This is a genomic window from Nocardioides potassii (genome assembly GCF_021648885.1).
In the GTDB taxonomy this organism is placed as follows: domain Bacteria; phylum Actinomycetota; class Actinomycetes; order Propionibacteriales; family Nocardioidaceae; genus Nocardioides; species Nocardioides potassii.
In genome coordinates, this window is the sequence record NZ_JAKJHZ010000003.1 from 310,189 (window position 1) to 323,370 (window position 13,182).

Here is a 13,182-nt window from a genome sequence, read left to right on the forward strand (position 1 = left end):
TCGTCGTACGCGTGTCGGGTCAGCCGACGAACGTCTTCCAGACGAAGCCGTTGGCGAGGTACTTCGCGTCGCCCTTGACGACGAAGCTCCAGTACCAGGTGCCGCCGCGACGCGGCAGGGTGACCTTGTACTTGCCGGCCGAGGTCGTCTTGATGGTCTTGAAGGACTTGTAGCCCTTGTTCTGCTTCTTCGAGACCTTGATGACGATCTTCTTCTTGCCGTAGTTGGGCGTCACCTTGCCCTTGATCACGAACCCGTTCTTCGGGTAGGTGATCTTGCGGGCGACCTCGACGCCCAGCGGGGCGGACTCGCTCGCGGCGTAGTTGTCGGCGTACTGGTTGGCCGCCGTGCCGCCGCTGTAGGTGGCCTTGTAGGCGGTGTTCTGGGCCGGCTTGAAGTCGGTCCACGAGATGTAGCCGCTGGCGGGCTGGGTCTCGACGGCGGTCCAGGTGGTGGAGCCGGCGGGCATCGCCCACAGGGTGGCGGTGTCGGCGTCGTTGTAGGGCGAGAGGCCGTCGGAGGAGTCGATCTCCGAGGTGAGCGACATGTCGTCGCCGTAGACCACGCGCGGCTCGCCGTAGCTGACGGTGAGCGTGATGGTGGTGGTCAGGTTGTCGCTGGCCTGGCTGGGCGCGGCGATCGCGATCGGCGTGATGCCGGCGATCGCGGCGGTGACCGTGAAGGCCACGAGTCGGTTGGTGCGCATGTCCCCGTTGTTCCTCTCGAGAGAAGGTCAGATGCAGGTGGAGTCCGGTGTGGTCTGGGTGCTACCCCGTGGCACGTGGGGCAAACCCACCGCCCCCGTAGACTTATCACCTCCCCCCATCCCGCGGGACGGGGGCCTTCTCGCATGCCCCCGATCCTTCCGAAGGAACCCCTCGTGCCGTCCACGCCGCTCCTCGCCGTCGCCGAGCGCGTCGTCTCCGCACCCACGCTCGGCGGCGCGCTGGCTGACGCGGCGGTGCGCAACGCCCTCGACCTGACCGGCCCGGGAGCCGTCCGCCCGTTCGTGGTGCACGGCCTGCTCGCCCGCGGTCGCACCGTGCTCGCGGTGACGGCCACGTCCCGCGAGGCCGAGGACCTGGTCGAGGAGCTCGGCGACCTCGTCGACCCCGACACGGTCGCCTACTACCCGAGCTGGGAGACGCTCCCGCACGAGCGCCTCAGCCCCCGCAGCGACACCGTCGGTCGCCGCCTCGCGGTGCTGCGCCGGCTGCGCCACCCCGGCACGGACGCGACCAACGGCCCGCTCAAGGTCGTCGTCGCGCCGATCCGGAGCCTGCTCCAGCCACAGGTCCCCGGTCTCGCCGACATCGAACCGGTCGAGCTGGTGCCCGGCGACTCCCGGCCGCTGGAGGACGTCGTCCGCGGCCTCGCCGAGGCGGCGTACACGCGCGTCGACATGGTCGAGCGACGCGGCGAGTTCGCCGTGCGCGGCGGCATCGTCGACGTCTTCCCGCCCACGGAGGAGCACCCGCTGCGCGTGGAGTTCTGGGGCGACGACGTCGAGGAGATCCGTGCCTTCGCCGTCTCCGACCAGCGCACGCTCGAGACGGTCCAGCGCCTGTGGGCGCCGCCGTGCCGCGAGCTGCTGCTGACCGACGACGTACGACGTCGCGCCGCGGAGCTCGGGCAAGCACACCCGCAGCTGCTCGAGCTCACCGACAAGATGGCCGCCGGGATCGCGGTCGAGGGCATGGAGTCGCTGGCGCCGGTGCTCGTCGACGAGATGGAGCTGCTCGTCGACCTGATGCCGGCCGACACGACCGTGCTGGTCCTCGACCCCGAGCGCGCCCGCAGCCGGGCGCACGACCTCGTCGCGACGAGCGAGGAGTTCCTCGGGGCGTCGTGGGCAGCGGCCGCCGGCGGTGGCACCGCGCCGATCGACCTCGGCGCCGCGTCGTACCGCGAGATCGCCGACGTCCGCCTCCACGCGCTCGGGCTCGGCCACGCCTGGTGGACGGTGAGCCCGTTCGGCCTCGACGAGGTCGAGGACGAGTCGCTCAGCCTGCCAGTCCACCCCGGCGAGGCCTACCGCGGCGACCTCGAGCAGGCGGTCACCGACATCCGCGACTGGCTCGACCGCGGCCTCGACGTGGTCGTCGTCCACGCCGGTCACGGTCCCGCGCAGCGCTTCGTCGAGCTGCTCGGCGAGCACGACGTCGCGGCCCGGCTGGTGGAGGAGGGCGGCACGGCCGGCGCCGGCGTCGTCACGGTCACGTGCGGCCACGTCGTCAACGGCCTCGTGGACGACCAGGCGAAGGTCGCCGTCGTCACCGGCGACGACCTGTCGGGCCAGAAGGCGTCCACGCGCGACATGCGCAAGATGCCCACGCGCCGCAAGAAGCAGATCGATCCGCTCGAGCTCAAGGCCGGCGACTACGTCGTCCACGAGCAGCACGGCGTGGGCCGGTTCGTCGAGATGAAGCAGCGCGAGATCGGCGGCGCGGTCCGCGAGTACCTCGTCCTGGAGTACGGCGCCAGCAAGCGCGGCGGGCCCAACGACATGCTCTACGTCCCGGCCGACACCCTCGACCAGGTCACCCGCTACGTCGGCGGTGAGAACCCGGCGCTCGACCGCCTCGGCGGTGGCGACTGGACCAAGCGCAAGAACAAGGCGCGCCGCGCCGTCCGCGAGATCGCCGCCGAGCTGATCAAGCTCTACGCCGCGCGGCAGGCCACGAAGGGCTACGCCTACGGCCCCGACACCCCGTGGCAGCGCGAGCTCGAGGACGCCTTCCCGTTCACCGAGACCGTCGACCAGCTGACGACCGTCGACGAGGTCAAGGCCGACATGCGCCAGGTCGTCCCGATGGACCGCCTCGTGTGCGGCGACGTCGGCTACGGCAAGACCGAGATCGCGGTGCGGGCGGCCTTCAAGGCCGTGCAGGACGGCAAGCAGGTGGCCGTGCTGGTGCCGACGACGCTGCTCGTCACCCAGCACATGTCGACCTTCTCCGAGCGGATGAGCGGCTTCCCCGTCGTCATCAAGGGGCTCTCGCGCTTCCAGACCGACAAGGAGGCCAAGGAGGTCATCGCCGGCCTCGCCGACGGCTCGGTCGACATCGTGGTCGGCACCCACCGCTTGCTCAACCCCGACATCAAGATGAAGGACCTCGGCCTCATCATCGTCGACGAGGAGCAGCGCTTCGGCGTCGAGCACAAGGAGCAGATGAAGCGGATGCGCACGTCCGTCGACGTGCTGTCGATGAGCGCGACGCCGATCCCGCGCACGCTCGAGATGGCGGTGACCGGCATCCGCGAGATGTCGACGATCACCACCCCGCCGGAGGAGCGGCACCCGGTCCTGACCTACGTCGGCGCCTACGAGGACCGGCAGGTCGTCGCCGCCGTGCGGCGCGAGCTGCTGCGCGAGGGCCAGGTCTTCTACATCCACAACCGCGTGCAGTCGATCGAGAAGGCGGCCGCCCGGATCCGCGAGCTGGTGCCCGAGGCGCGGGTCGCGACCGCCCACGGCCAGATGGGCGAGCACGCCCTCGAGCAGGTCATGCTCGACTTCTGGGAGAAGCGCTTCGACGTGCTGGTGTGCACGACGATCGTGGAGAGCGGCCTCGACGTCTCCAACGCCAACACGATGATCATCGAGCGCTCCGACACGCTCGGCCTCTCGCAGCTGCACCAGCTGCGCGGTCGCGTCGGTCGCTCGCGCGAGCGCGCCTACGCCTACTTCCTCTACCCGGCCGAGAAGCCGCTCACCGAGACCGCCCACGAGCGCCTCGCGACGCTGGCCCAGCACTCCGACCTCGGTGGCGGCATGGCGATCGCGATGAAGGACCTCGAGATCCGCGGCGCCGGCAACCTGCTCGGCGGCGAGCAGTCCGGCCACATCGCCGACGTGGGCTTCGACCTCTACGTCCGGCTCGTCGGCGAGGCGGTCGCGGAGTTCAAGGGCGGCACCGAGGAGGAGCTCGCCGAGGTCCGCATCGAGCTGCCCGTCGACGCGCACCTGCCGCACGACTACATCCCCAGCGAGCGGCTCCGCCTCGAGATCTACAAGCGCCTCGCGGAGGTGCGCTCGGACGCCGATGTCGAGGAGGTGCGCGCCGAGCTGGTCGACCGCTACGGCGAGCCGCCCGAGGTCGTGCAGTCACTCCTGTTCGTGGCGCTCTTCCGGGCCCGGTGCCGCCAGGTCGGCGTGGGGGAGGTGACGGTCGCCGGCAAGTACGTCCGGTTCGCGCCGGTCGACCTCCCGGACTCGCGCGTCGTACGGCTGCAGCGGCTGCATCCGAAGAGCATCGTCAAGGCGCCGGTGCGTACGATCCTCGTGCCGCGACCGCAGACCGCGGGGTTCCCCGTGCGTCCGGTGGGCGGCGTGGCCCTGCTTGAATGGGCCCGCGGCGTGATCGACGACGTGATCGCCTCGCCGGCACCTCCACCCGCAGCAGACCCAGCAGAGACCTCGAGGAGCGACTCGTGAGCAAGACCCGCCTGATGACGGCCGCGACCGTGGGAGTCGCCGGGCTGCTGCTCACCGGGTGCGGCAGCGCGTCCCCCGGGATCGCGGCGAAGGTCGGCGACGAGACGATCTCCAACCGGACCATCGACACGGCCACCGAGCACTACTGCACCTCGGTGGGCGACCAGCTCGAGTCGCCGGTGCCGATGAGCTTCGTGCGGCAGTACGTCGTCCAGCTCCTGACGCTGCGCGCGCAGGTCGACCAGATCGCCGACGAGTACGGCGTCACCCCGGGCTCGACCTACCAGAACGACGTCGCCCAGCGGCAGGGCACCGCCGCCACGATGCCCGAGGACGTGCGCGACGACTACATCAAGCTCACCTCGACGCCTGCCTACGCGCAGGACATCGTCGACCAGGTCGGCGCGAAGGTCCTTGAGGACCGCGGCGTCACTGACCCGACGAGCGACGAGGCCACCCAGGCCGGCGTCGACGTCCTCAACACGTGGCCCGACGCCAACGGCATCGAGATCGACCCGCGCTACGGGCTCGAGAGCGTGGACGGTGTGCTGAAGCCGATCGACACCAACACCTCGGTGGCGGTCGGCGACACGGCCAAGTCGGGCCTCGCCGACACCCCCGACGCCGAGTTCGCCGGGACCCTCCCCTCGACGCAGCGCTGCGGCTGACACGCATGGCCTCCTCGTCGAGTGGCTCGGAGCTGGAGGCGTTCGCCGACCAGATGCGGGTCCTGCAGCGCGAGTGCGCCTGGAAGCGCGAGCAGACCCACACCTCGCTGATCCCCTACGTGCGCGAGGAGGCCGAGGAGGTCGTCGAGGCGATCGAGTCCGGCGACCCCGCCGCCCTGTGCGACGAGCTCGGCGACCTGCTGCTGCAGGTGGTGATCCACGCGGTGATCGCCGAGGAGGCGGGGGAGTTCACGCTCGACGACGTCGCCCGCGGCGTACGGGCCAAGATGGAGCGCCGCAACCCCCACGTCTTCGGTGACGCGGTCGCCACCACCGTCGACGAGGTGATGGCGCTCTACAACGCCGCCAAGGCTGCTGAGAAGGCGGACTACGTGCCCGGCGGCCCGTCGAGCGGCACGAACCTCTCGTCGCCCGAGAACACGGCGACGTAGGACACGCCGATCGACGGGGTGTCGTCGTACGACGCCCACGCCGGCAGGACGATCCCGTCCGGCGGGTGGACGTGCACGTCGCCCGGCGCGTCGATCTCCCAGCTCGTCGGCTCGGCCCGCCAGGCCGACGGCGAGGCGCCGAGCTCACGCCGGAAGGCGCGGACGAAGACGTCGTACCCACGGAACCCGCAGTCGTCGGCGATGTCCTGCAGCGTGCGGTCGGTGGACCTGGCGAGCCACGCGGCGCGCTCGAGGAGGAGCCGGTCGCGGAACCGCGGTGCCGACTCGCCGGCCATCGCCCGGCGGATGCGCGCACCCGTCTCGTCGTCGTCGCCGGCGCGGTCGACGAACGCGCTGAGGTGCTGGGCCGGGGTCGACATCGTCGCCACCGTAGCCACGCCCGCGGACACCCGGCGACGTACCGCCACGACGTGGCTAGGCTGGCGGGCGTCCACAAGACGTCCCCCACAGGAGCACCCATGTCGATCATCGCCGCAGTCGGCGCCCGCGAGATCCTCGACTCGCGAGGCAACCCCACCGTCGAGGTGGAGGTCCTCCTCGAGGACGGAGCGTTCGGTCGCGCGGCCGTGCCCAGCGGCGCCTCGACCGGCGCCTTCGAGGCGGTCGAGCTGCGTGACGGCGGCAAGCGCTACCTCGGCAAGGGCGTGCAGAAGGCCGTCGCCGGTGTGGTCGACACGATCGCCGGCGCGGTCGTCGGCCTGGACGCCGACGACCAGCGGCTGGTCGACCAGGCGATGCTCGACCTCGACGGCACCGCCAACAAGGCCAAGCTCGGCGCCAACGCGATCCTCGGCGTCTCCCTCGCGACCGCCAAGGCCGCTGCCGAGTCGTCCGGGCTCCCGCTCTTCCGCTACGTCGGCGGCCCCAACGCGCACCTGCTGCCCGTGCCGATGATGAACATCGTCAACGGCGGGTCCCACGCCGACTCCAACGTCGACGTGCAGGAGTTCATGATCGCGCCGATCGGCGCCGCGACCTTCCGCGAGGCGCTCCAGCACGGCGCCGAGGTCTACCACGCCCTGAAGTCGGTGCTGAAGAAGAAGGGCCTCTCCACCGGCCTCGGCGACGAGGGTGGCTTCGCCCCGAACCTCGACAGCAACCGCGCGGCGCTCGACCTGATCGCCGAGGCCGTGAAGTCCGCCGGCTTCCAGCTCGGCAAGGACATCGCGCTCGCGATGGACGTCGCGGCCAGCGAGTTCTTCGACAAGAAGAGCTACGTCTTCGAGGGCAAGAAGCAGTCGACCGACCAGATGGTCGCCTACTACGCCGACCTCGTCGACTCCTACCCGATCGTCTCCGTCGAGGACCCCCTCGACGAGGAGGACTGGGACGGCTGGAAGGCGATGACCGACGCCCTCGGCACGAAGACCCAGCTCGTCGGCGACGACCTGTTCGTCACCAACGTCGAGCGCCTCCAGCGCGGCATCGACGGCGGCCAGGCCAACGCGATGCTCGTGAAGGTCAACCAGATCGGGTCGCTCAGCGAGACCCTCGACGCCGTCGAGCTCGCCCACCGCGCCGGCTTCCGCAACATGATGAGCCACCGCTCCGGCGAGACCGAGGACACGACCATCGCCGACCTCGCCGTCGCCACCAACTGCGGCCAGATCAAGACCGGTGCGCCGGCCCGCTCCGACCGGGTCGCGAAGTACAACCAGCTGCTCCGCATCGAGGACGAGCTCGGTGACGCGGCTCGCTACGCCGGTCGGGGTGCCTTCCCGCGATTCGGGGGCTGACCGGGGCAGACGCCTCACCGGGCGCGTTGCGCCTCACCGAAATCTCGGTGCAGGCAAGGCAGACTGGCCCGCATGCCTTCCCAGCGTCGTACGTCACGCGGTGGGCCGAGCGGCAGCGGACGCGGAGCGAGGCCGGGCAGCAGCACGCGGCCCGGCGACCGGTCCACCCGGCCGCGCACGGCAGCGAACCGGGGGCCGGGCGCGTCGCAGGCCGCCGACACCGGCACGCAGACCGCCGTACGACCGGCGGCTCGGCGCAGCACCCGCCGTCCGCGCTTCACCGGGCGCGCGGCGGTGCTGGTGCTCGTGCTCGCCGTGCTGACGGTCTCCTACGCCTCCTCGCTCCGGGCCTACCTCCAGCAACGCGCCCACATCGGCGAGCTGAAGTCGCAGATCGCCGAGCGCGAGGCCAACATCAACGACCTCGAGCGCGAGAAGCAGCGGTGGGACGACCCGGCCTACGTGAAGGCCCAGGCGCGCGCCCGCTTCGGCTACCTCATGCCCGGCGAGCAGGGCTTCGAGGTGATCGGCGAGGACGGCAAGCCGCTCGAGGCGCAGGCCACGCTCAACGACCCGGCCGACGTGATCAAGACCGTGCCCAAGGCGTGGTGGACCGCCGCCTGGGAGTCGATGGAGCTCGCCGGCAACCCCCCGAAGCCCGGCGAGGAGCCGGCCGACCTCATCGACGGAACGAGCGAGAGCACGCAGTGAGCGACACCCCCGACAGCGCGATCGACCCGGCCGACGTCGAGGCCATCCGCGCCCAGCTCGAGCGCAGGCCACGGGGCATCGACTCGATCGGCCACCGCTGTCCGTGCGGCAACCCCGACGTCGTGACGACGGAGCCGCGACTGCCCGACGGGTCGCCGTTCCCGACGACCTTCTACCTCACCTGCCCACGCGCGGCCTCGCGCATCGGGACGCTCGAGGGCTCGCACGTGATGAAGGACATGGAGGCCCGGCTCGGCACCGACGAGGAGCTCGCCGCCGCCTACCGCTCTGCCCACGAGCGCTACCTCGCGTTCCGGGCCGAGGTGGGGGAGCGGGCCGGGCTCGACGTGCCCGAGATCGAAGGGATCTCCGCCGGGGGGATGCCCGACCGGGTGAAGTGCCTGCACGTGCTCGCCGCCCAGTCGCTCGCGATGGGCCGCGGCGTGAACCCGCTCGGCGACGAGGTCCTCGACGCCCTCGGCGAGTGGTGGGCCCAAGGGCCTTGCGTCCCCCGCCCGGCAGAATGACCGCATGAACGACCTCGTCGCGGCGATCGACTGCGGCACCAACTCGATCAAGGTCCTCATCGGCAGCCGTCGCGACGACGGCACGCTCGACGTCGTGCTGCGCGAGTCACGTGTCGTCCGGCTCGGCCAGGGCGTCGACCGCACCGGGCGTCTGGCCGACGAGGCGCTGGAGCGGACGTTCGTCGCGATCGACGAGCTCGGCGCGATGATCCGCGACCACGGCGTCGGGCCGGACCGGATGCGCTTCTGCGCCACCTCGGCCACCCGCGACGCGAGCAACGCGGCGGTCTTCGCCGAGGGCGTACGACGTCGCCTCGGCATCGCGCCCGAGGTGCTCTCCGGGGACGAGGAGGCGGCCCTCGTCTACGCCGGTGCCATCGCTGCCCAGTCGCCGATGCCGCCCGAGCCGGTCCTGGTCGTCGACATCGGCGGCGGCTCGACCGAGCTGGTCCTCGGCGAGGGCGAGGAGCGTCGCTCGATCTCGATGGACATCGGCTCGGTGCGGCTGCACGAGCGGCACCTGCACGGCGACCCGCCCGCGGCGGCCGAGGTCGCGGCCTGCGTCGCCGACATCGACCAGCACCTCGACTCCTCCGGCATCCCGCTCGACCGTGCCCGGACCGTGATCGGGACGTCGGGCACCATCAAGACGCTCGCCTGCGGCGTGCTCGGGCTCGATGCCTACGACCGCGACGCCTTCGACGGGGCGGTCCTCGCCAACGCCGGGACCTCCGACTTCGTCGACCGGCTGGTCGCGATGACGGTCGAGGAGCGTCGGGCGCTGCCCTACATGCACCCCGGGCGCGCCGACGTGATCGACGCCGGAGCGCTGATCTGGAGCGGGATCCTGGCGCGCGTGCCGGTGCCCGACCACCTCGTCTCCGAGGCCGACATCCTCCACGGCATGGCCGCCGCGATCTGATGGGCCTCTGATGGGCCTGCCGCACCCGATCGTGGGCGGTGACTTCACCAGCCCGGTCACCCCGGGCACCGGGTGGCCGGACGACCCGGCGGACCTCCACACGTCCGTGGCCCGCGACGCCGACGACGTACGACGTCTCGCTGCCACCGACGACCTCGCCGAGCTCGACGCCCGGGTGAGCGTCTGCTCGGCGTGCCCGCGGCTGGTGACGTGGCGCGAGGACGTCGCGGTCGAGAAGCGGGCGTCGTTCGCCGACCAGCCCTACTGGGGACGGCCGATCAACGGCTGGGGCGATCCTGAGCCGTCACTGCTCATCGTCGGGCTCGCGCCCGCCGCCAACGGCGGCAACCGGACCGGGCGGATCTTCACCGGCGACCCCAGCGCGGAATGGATCTTCGGCAGCCTGCACCGCACCGGGTGGGCCAGCCAGCCGACCAGCGAGCACGCCGGTGACGGCCAGCGGCTGCTCGACGCGCGGATGGTCGCGACCGTGCGGTGCGCGCCGCCGGAGAACAAGCCGACCCCCGCCGAGCGCGACACCTGCGCGCCCTGGATCGCCGCCGAGCTGGCCCTGCTGCCCACCGTGCGCGTCGTGGTCGCGCTCGGCGCCTTCGGCTGGGACGGTGCTGTGCGGTCGCTGGTCGCGGCCGGTGCGGAGCCGCCGGTGAAGCGCCCGAAGTTCGGTCACGGGGTCGAGCTCGTCCTCGGCGACGTGACGCTCATCGGGTGCTACCACCCCTCGCCGCACAACACCTACACCGGCCGGCTCACCCGCGCGATGACCGACGCGGTCTTCGAGCGCGCCCGTGCGCTGACAGACTGACCCCGTCGCTGGGCGGCACGCCCCGGTATCCCAACCGGTAGAGGAAGCGGTCTTAAAAACCGCACAGTCTGGGTTCGAACCCCAGCCGGGGCACCCTCGTCCTCATCGGCCCCGAGGGTCGTCGACGTTCACGGTCGGGACGCCGCCGCCGACCCGCGCGATGACGGCGAGCGACGGCTCACCGCTCGGGTTCGACTCGCGGTGGACCGTCCACGCCGGCACGTGGACGAAGTCGCCCGCGACCGCGTCGAGGTAGCCCTCGCGGCCCTCGAACTCGAGGCGCAGCACTCCGCGGACGACGTACAGGCTCGACTCGTTGCGATCGTGGTGGTGCCAGCCCGACACGGCACCGGGCTCGGTCACGACCTGCCCGGCCCACAGCAGCGGCAGCTCGAACGCCAGCGCGCGCTGCATCCCGAGGGTCGGGTCGGCCGCCTCCAGGTCGGCGGGCGTGTAGACCCGGACGGGACGGGGCAGCTCGTCGGTCATGCGACGACTCTTGCGCCCCCGGGTTCGTACATCAAGCGGGCTGCACGAGGGGACCAAGGCCGTGGGGACGACCTCGCCGGGTGCGGGATCAGACTTTGGTAGCACGCTGCCTGAGAAGTTGCTGTGAGGGGAACGGCGCCCGTTCCGTGCGCGTTTGAACAGGTGTCATCCCGGCTAGAGTGGGGTGGAAAGAACAGGCGCCGTCACCGCGACGGCGTCGCACCTCCGGAACCTCCGGGGGCGGCCTCCAAGGAGAGACCATGAGAAGCAACAATCCCGTGTTCACGCGTTCCGAGGAGTTCAACCGCGCCTCGTCGAACGCCTACGGCAACCAGACCTACGCCGGTGGGGGCCAGACCTACCCCGGCTACGGCGACGCCGGGTCCGACCCGTCCCAGTGGGGCACCGGCACGCCCGGTCAGGTCGACCAGGGCCGGATGACCGTCGACACGGTCGTCCAGAAGACCGCCATCTCCGTCGCACTGGTGTTCGCGGCTGCGTTCGCCACGTGGTGGTGGATCGGCGACGTCGTCGAGAACAACTTCCTCAACGAGGACGCCCTCGGCCGCGCCTACATGCTGACGATGCTCGGCGCCGGCGGCGCGTTCATCCTGTCGCTGGTCAACTCGTTCAAGCGGGTCATCAGCCCCGCCCTGGTGATGATCTTCGCCCTCGCCGAGGGTGTCGCGCTGGGTGCGCTGAGCAAGGTGTTCGAGGCCCAGTTCCCCGGCATCGTGACCAGTGCCGTCCTCGGCACGTTCGCCGCCTTCGCGGGCACGCTCGCCGCCTACAAGTTCCTCAACATCAAGGTCGGCGACAAGTTCCGGCGCGGTGTGGTCGCCGCGATGTTCGGGATGGTCGGCCTCGGCCTGCTGTCCCTCGTGCTCAGCCTCTTCGGCATCCAGTCGCCGCTCTACGGCGACGGCCCGATCGGCTTCGTCTTCGCGGCCGCCGGCCTGGTGCTGGGCATCTTCATGCTGATCCTCGACTTCGACTACGTCGAGCAGGGCGTCGCCGCCGGTCTCCCCGAGCGCGAGTCCTGGCGTGCGGCCTTCGGCCTCACCGTCAGCCTGGTCTGGATCTACACCAACCTGCTCCGCATCCTCGCGATCCTGCGAGGCGACTGATCACACGCTGATCAGCACCCGCTGAGCTCCGCCGGCCCGCTCGAGCACGCCTCGGGCGGGCCGGCGTCATTTCGTGCTGGTCTCGGCGGTGGTCCACCCACATTCCGTGCCCGCGAAATGTGGCTCAGCCACCGCTCAGGAGTGGTGTACGGCGTGTCGTTCCGTGGGCGGTGGTCCACCCACATTCCATGCGTTCCGAATGTGGCTCAGCCACCGCTCGGGGGAGCCGGAGTAGTCGCCTCGTGCTCCTCGTGCTCGCCGGGGGACTCGGCGTCGGTGGCGGGGCGGCGGCGGCGGTGGCGCAGCTCGACCCAGCGCCCGCGCAGGCCGCGCTGGTTGCCGCCGACCTCCGTGCCGTCGACCTCGGTGCCGGGTGTACGCGCTGCGCGCACCGCGGCGGCCGCGACCGGGAGGATGCCCTCGCGGCGGCGCGGCTCGGGCAGGGCCTCGTCCTCGGGAAGCAGGTCGAGGGCGGCCAGGCACGACGGGATCAGCACCGACGCCAGCTGGCGGTACCCCTCGGCCGACGGGTGGAACCGGTCCGGCCCGAAGAGCACCGCCGGGGCGGCGTCGAACTCGGGGCCGAGGATGTCGCCCAGCGACACCGACCGGCCGCCGTTCTCGACGACGGTGATCGTCTGTGCGGCGGCGAGGCGCCGCGACCAGCTGCGGGCCACCTGCTTCAACGGCGGCGGGATCGGCCGGATCGTGCCGAGGTCCGGGCACGTGCCGACGACCACGGCGATGCCTGCCTCGCGCAGGCGTCGTACGCCCTCGGCGAGGTGGCGCACCGACGCGGACGGCAGCACGGAGTGGGTGACGTCGTTGGCCCCGATCAGTACGACGGCGAGGTCGGGGTGGGTGCCGATGGCGGCGTCGGCCTGGTCGGCCAGCGCGCTCGACTGGGCACCGACCTTGGCGAAGGAGCGCAGGTGGACGCGGCGGTCGGCCTGCGCGGCCACGCCGGTCGCGAGGTGCGCGCCCGTGGTGTCCTCGACCCGCTCGACGCCGTAGCCGGCGGCGCTGGAGTCGCCGAGCAGGGCGATCCGGATGGCGGGCCCGGGCCGGCCGCGGCCGTACCAGCCGGTGGAGTCGAGCGCGGCGTCGGTCGCGTTGCCGATGAGGCGCCGCGCGAGCTTGGCCTCCAGCACCAGGACGCCGTACAGGCCCCCGCCGAGCACGGACAGCCCACCGCCGCCCAGCGCTGCTGCCGACGCCAGCTTCCGTGCTGCTCCGGTTGCCCCCACGATTCAATGTTACGGAACGGT

General features: G+C 71.6%; 13 protein-coding genes and 1 tRNA gene. 10 read left to right on the forward strand and 4 right to left on the reverse strand.

The window, feature by feature from the left end:
- Positions 1-19: 19 nt before the first annotated feature.
- Entirely contained in the window at positions 20-706 is a 687-nt protein-coding gene (locus tag L2K70_RS02870) for a hypothetical protein (RefSeq protein ID WP_236398700.1), read from the reverse strand.
- Between the two features lie 144 nt (positions 707-850).
- Here L2K70_RS02870 and mfd point away from each other — a divergent pair, with 144 nt between their 5' ends.
- Genes mfd through L2K70_RS02885 form a run of 3 tightly spaced genes read left to right on the forward strand, consistent with a single transcriptional unit; the run spans position 851 to position 5,558 of the window.
- A complete protein-coding gene (gene mfd / locus L2K70_RS02875; protein WP_372477463.1) occupies positions 851-4,438 on the forward strand; it encodes a transcription-repair coupling factor in 3,588 nt (1,195 codons plus the stop codon).
- Positions 4,435-5,106 (forward strand): hypothetical protein, encoded by a 672-nt coding sequence (locus tag L2K70_RS02880; RefSeq protein WP_236398706.1) that lies wholly within the window; start codon positions 4,435-4,437, stop codon positions 5,104-5,106. The genes mfd and L2K70_RS02880 overlap by 4 nt, the downstream gene beginning before the upstream one ends.
- 5 nt (positions 5,107-5,111) lie before the next feature.
- Entirely contained in the window at positions 5,112-5,558 is a 447-nt protein-coding gene (locus L2K70_RS02885) for a MazG nucleotide pyrophosphohydrolase domain-containing protein (protein WP_236398709.1), read from the forward strand.
- Here the strand turns inward: L2K70_RS02885 and L2K70_RS02890 are convergent.
- A complete protein-coding gene (locus L2K70_RS02890) occupies positions 5,495-5,938 on the reverse strand; it encodes a helix-turn-helix domain-containing protein (protein WP_236398711.1) in 444 nt (147 codons plus the stop codon). The genes L2K70_RS02885 and L2K70_RS02890 overlap by 64 nt on opposite strands.
- Positions 5,939-6,037: 99 nt before the next feature.
- On the opposite strand from L2K70_RS02890, the gene eno reads away from it, so the two are divergent.
- The 6 genes from eno (at position 6,038) to L2K70_RS02920 (ending at position 10,391) form a co-directional block, all read left to right on the forward strand.
- Positions 6,038-7,315 carry a phosphopyruvate hydratase gene (gene eno, locus L2K70_RS02895; RefSeq protein ID WP_236398713.1) on the forward strand — a complete coding sequence of 426 codons (1,278 nt, stop codon included), beginning with the start codon at positions 6,038-6,040 and terminating at the stop codon, positions 7,313-7,315.
- Between the two features lie 72 nt (positions 7,316-7,387).
- The gene (locus L2K70_RS02900) at positions 7,388-8,026 is read left to right on the forward strand and encodes an FtsB family cell division protein (RefSeq protein WP_236398715.1); all 639 of its coding nucleotides are present in this window, start codon (positions 7,388-7,390) and stop codon (positions 8,024-8,026) included.
- Positions 8,023-8,553 (forward strand): DUF501 domain-containing protein, encoded by a 531-nt coding sequence (locus tag L2K70_RS02905; protein WP_236398719.1) that lies wholly within the window; start codon positions 8,023-8,025, stop codon positions 8,551-8,553. The genes L2K70_RS02900 and L2K70_RS02905 overlap by 4 nt, the downstream gene beginning before the upstream one ends.
- 4 nt (positions 8,554-8,557) lie before the next feature.
- The gene (locus tag L2K70_RS02910; protein ID WP_236398722.1) at positions 8,558-9,475 is read left to right on the forward strand and encodes a Ppx/GppA phosphatase family protein; all 918 of its coding nucleotides are present in this window, start codon (positions 8,558-8,560) and stop codon (positions 9,473-9,475) included.
- Between the two features lie 7 nt (positions 9,476-9,482).
- Positions 9,483-10,298 (forward strand): uracil-DNA glycosylase, encoded by an 816-nt coding sequence (locus L2K70_RS02915; RefSeq protein ID WP_372477470.1) that lies wholly within the window; start codon positions 9,483-9,485, stop codon positions 10,296-10,298.
- A gap of 19 nt (positions 10,299-10,317) precedes the next feature.
- A tRNA-Leu gene (locus L2K70_RS02920) sits at positions 10,318-10,391 on the forward strand.
- 9 nt (positions 10,392-10,400) lie between these two features.
- Here L2K70_RS02920 and L2K70_RS02925 read toward each other — a convergent pair.
- A complete protein-coding gene (locus L2K70_RS02925) occupies positions 10,401-10,787 on the reverse strand; it encodes a cupin domain-containing protein (protein ID WP_236398728.1) in 387 nt (128 codons plus the stop codon).
- Positions 10,788-11,047: 260 nt separating this feature from the next.
- Here L2K70_RS02925 and L2K70_RS02930 point away from each other — a divergent pair, with 260 nt between their 5' ends.
- The gene (locus L2K70_RS02930) at positions 11,048-11,914 is read left to right on the forward strand and encodes a Bax inhibitor-1/YccA family protein (protein ID WP_268930024.1); all 867 of its coding nucleotides are present in this window, start codon (positions 11,048-11,050) and stop codon (positions 11,912-11,914) included.
- A gap of 206 nt (positions 11,915-12,120) precedes the next feature.
- On the opposite strand, the gene L2K70_RS02935 is transcribed toward L2K70_RS02930, so the two are convergent.
- On the reverse strand, positions 12,121-13,161 hold the full coding sequence (locus L2K70_RS02935; RefSeq protein ID WP_236398733.1) for an SGNH/GDSL hydrolase family protein: 1,041 nt from the start codon (positions 13,159-13,161) through the stop codon (positions 12,121-12,123).
- Positions 13,162-13,182: the final 21 nt, after the last annotated feature.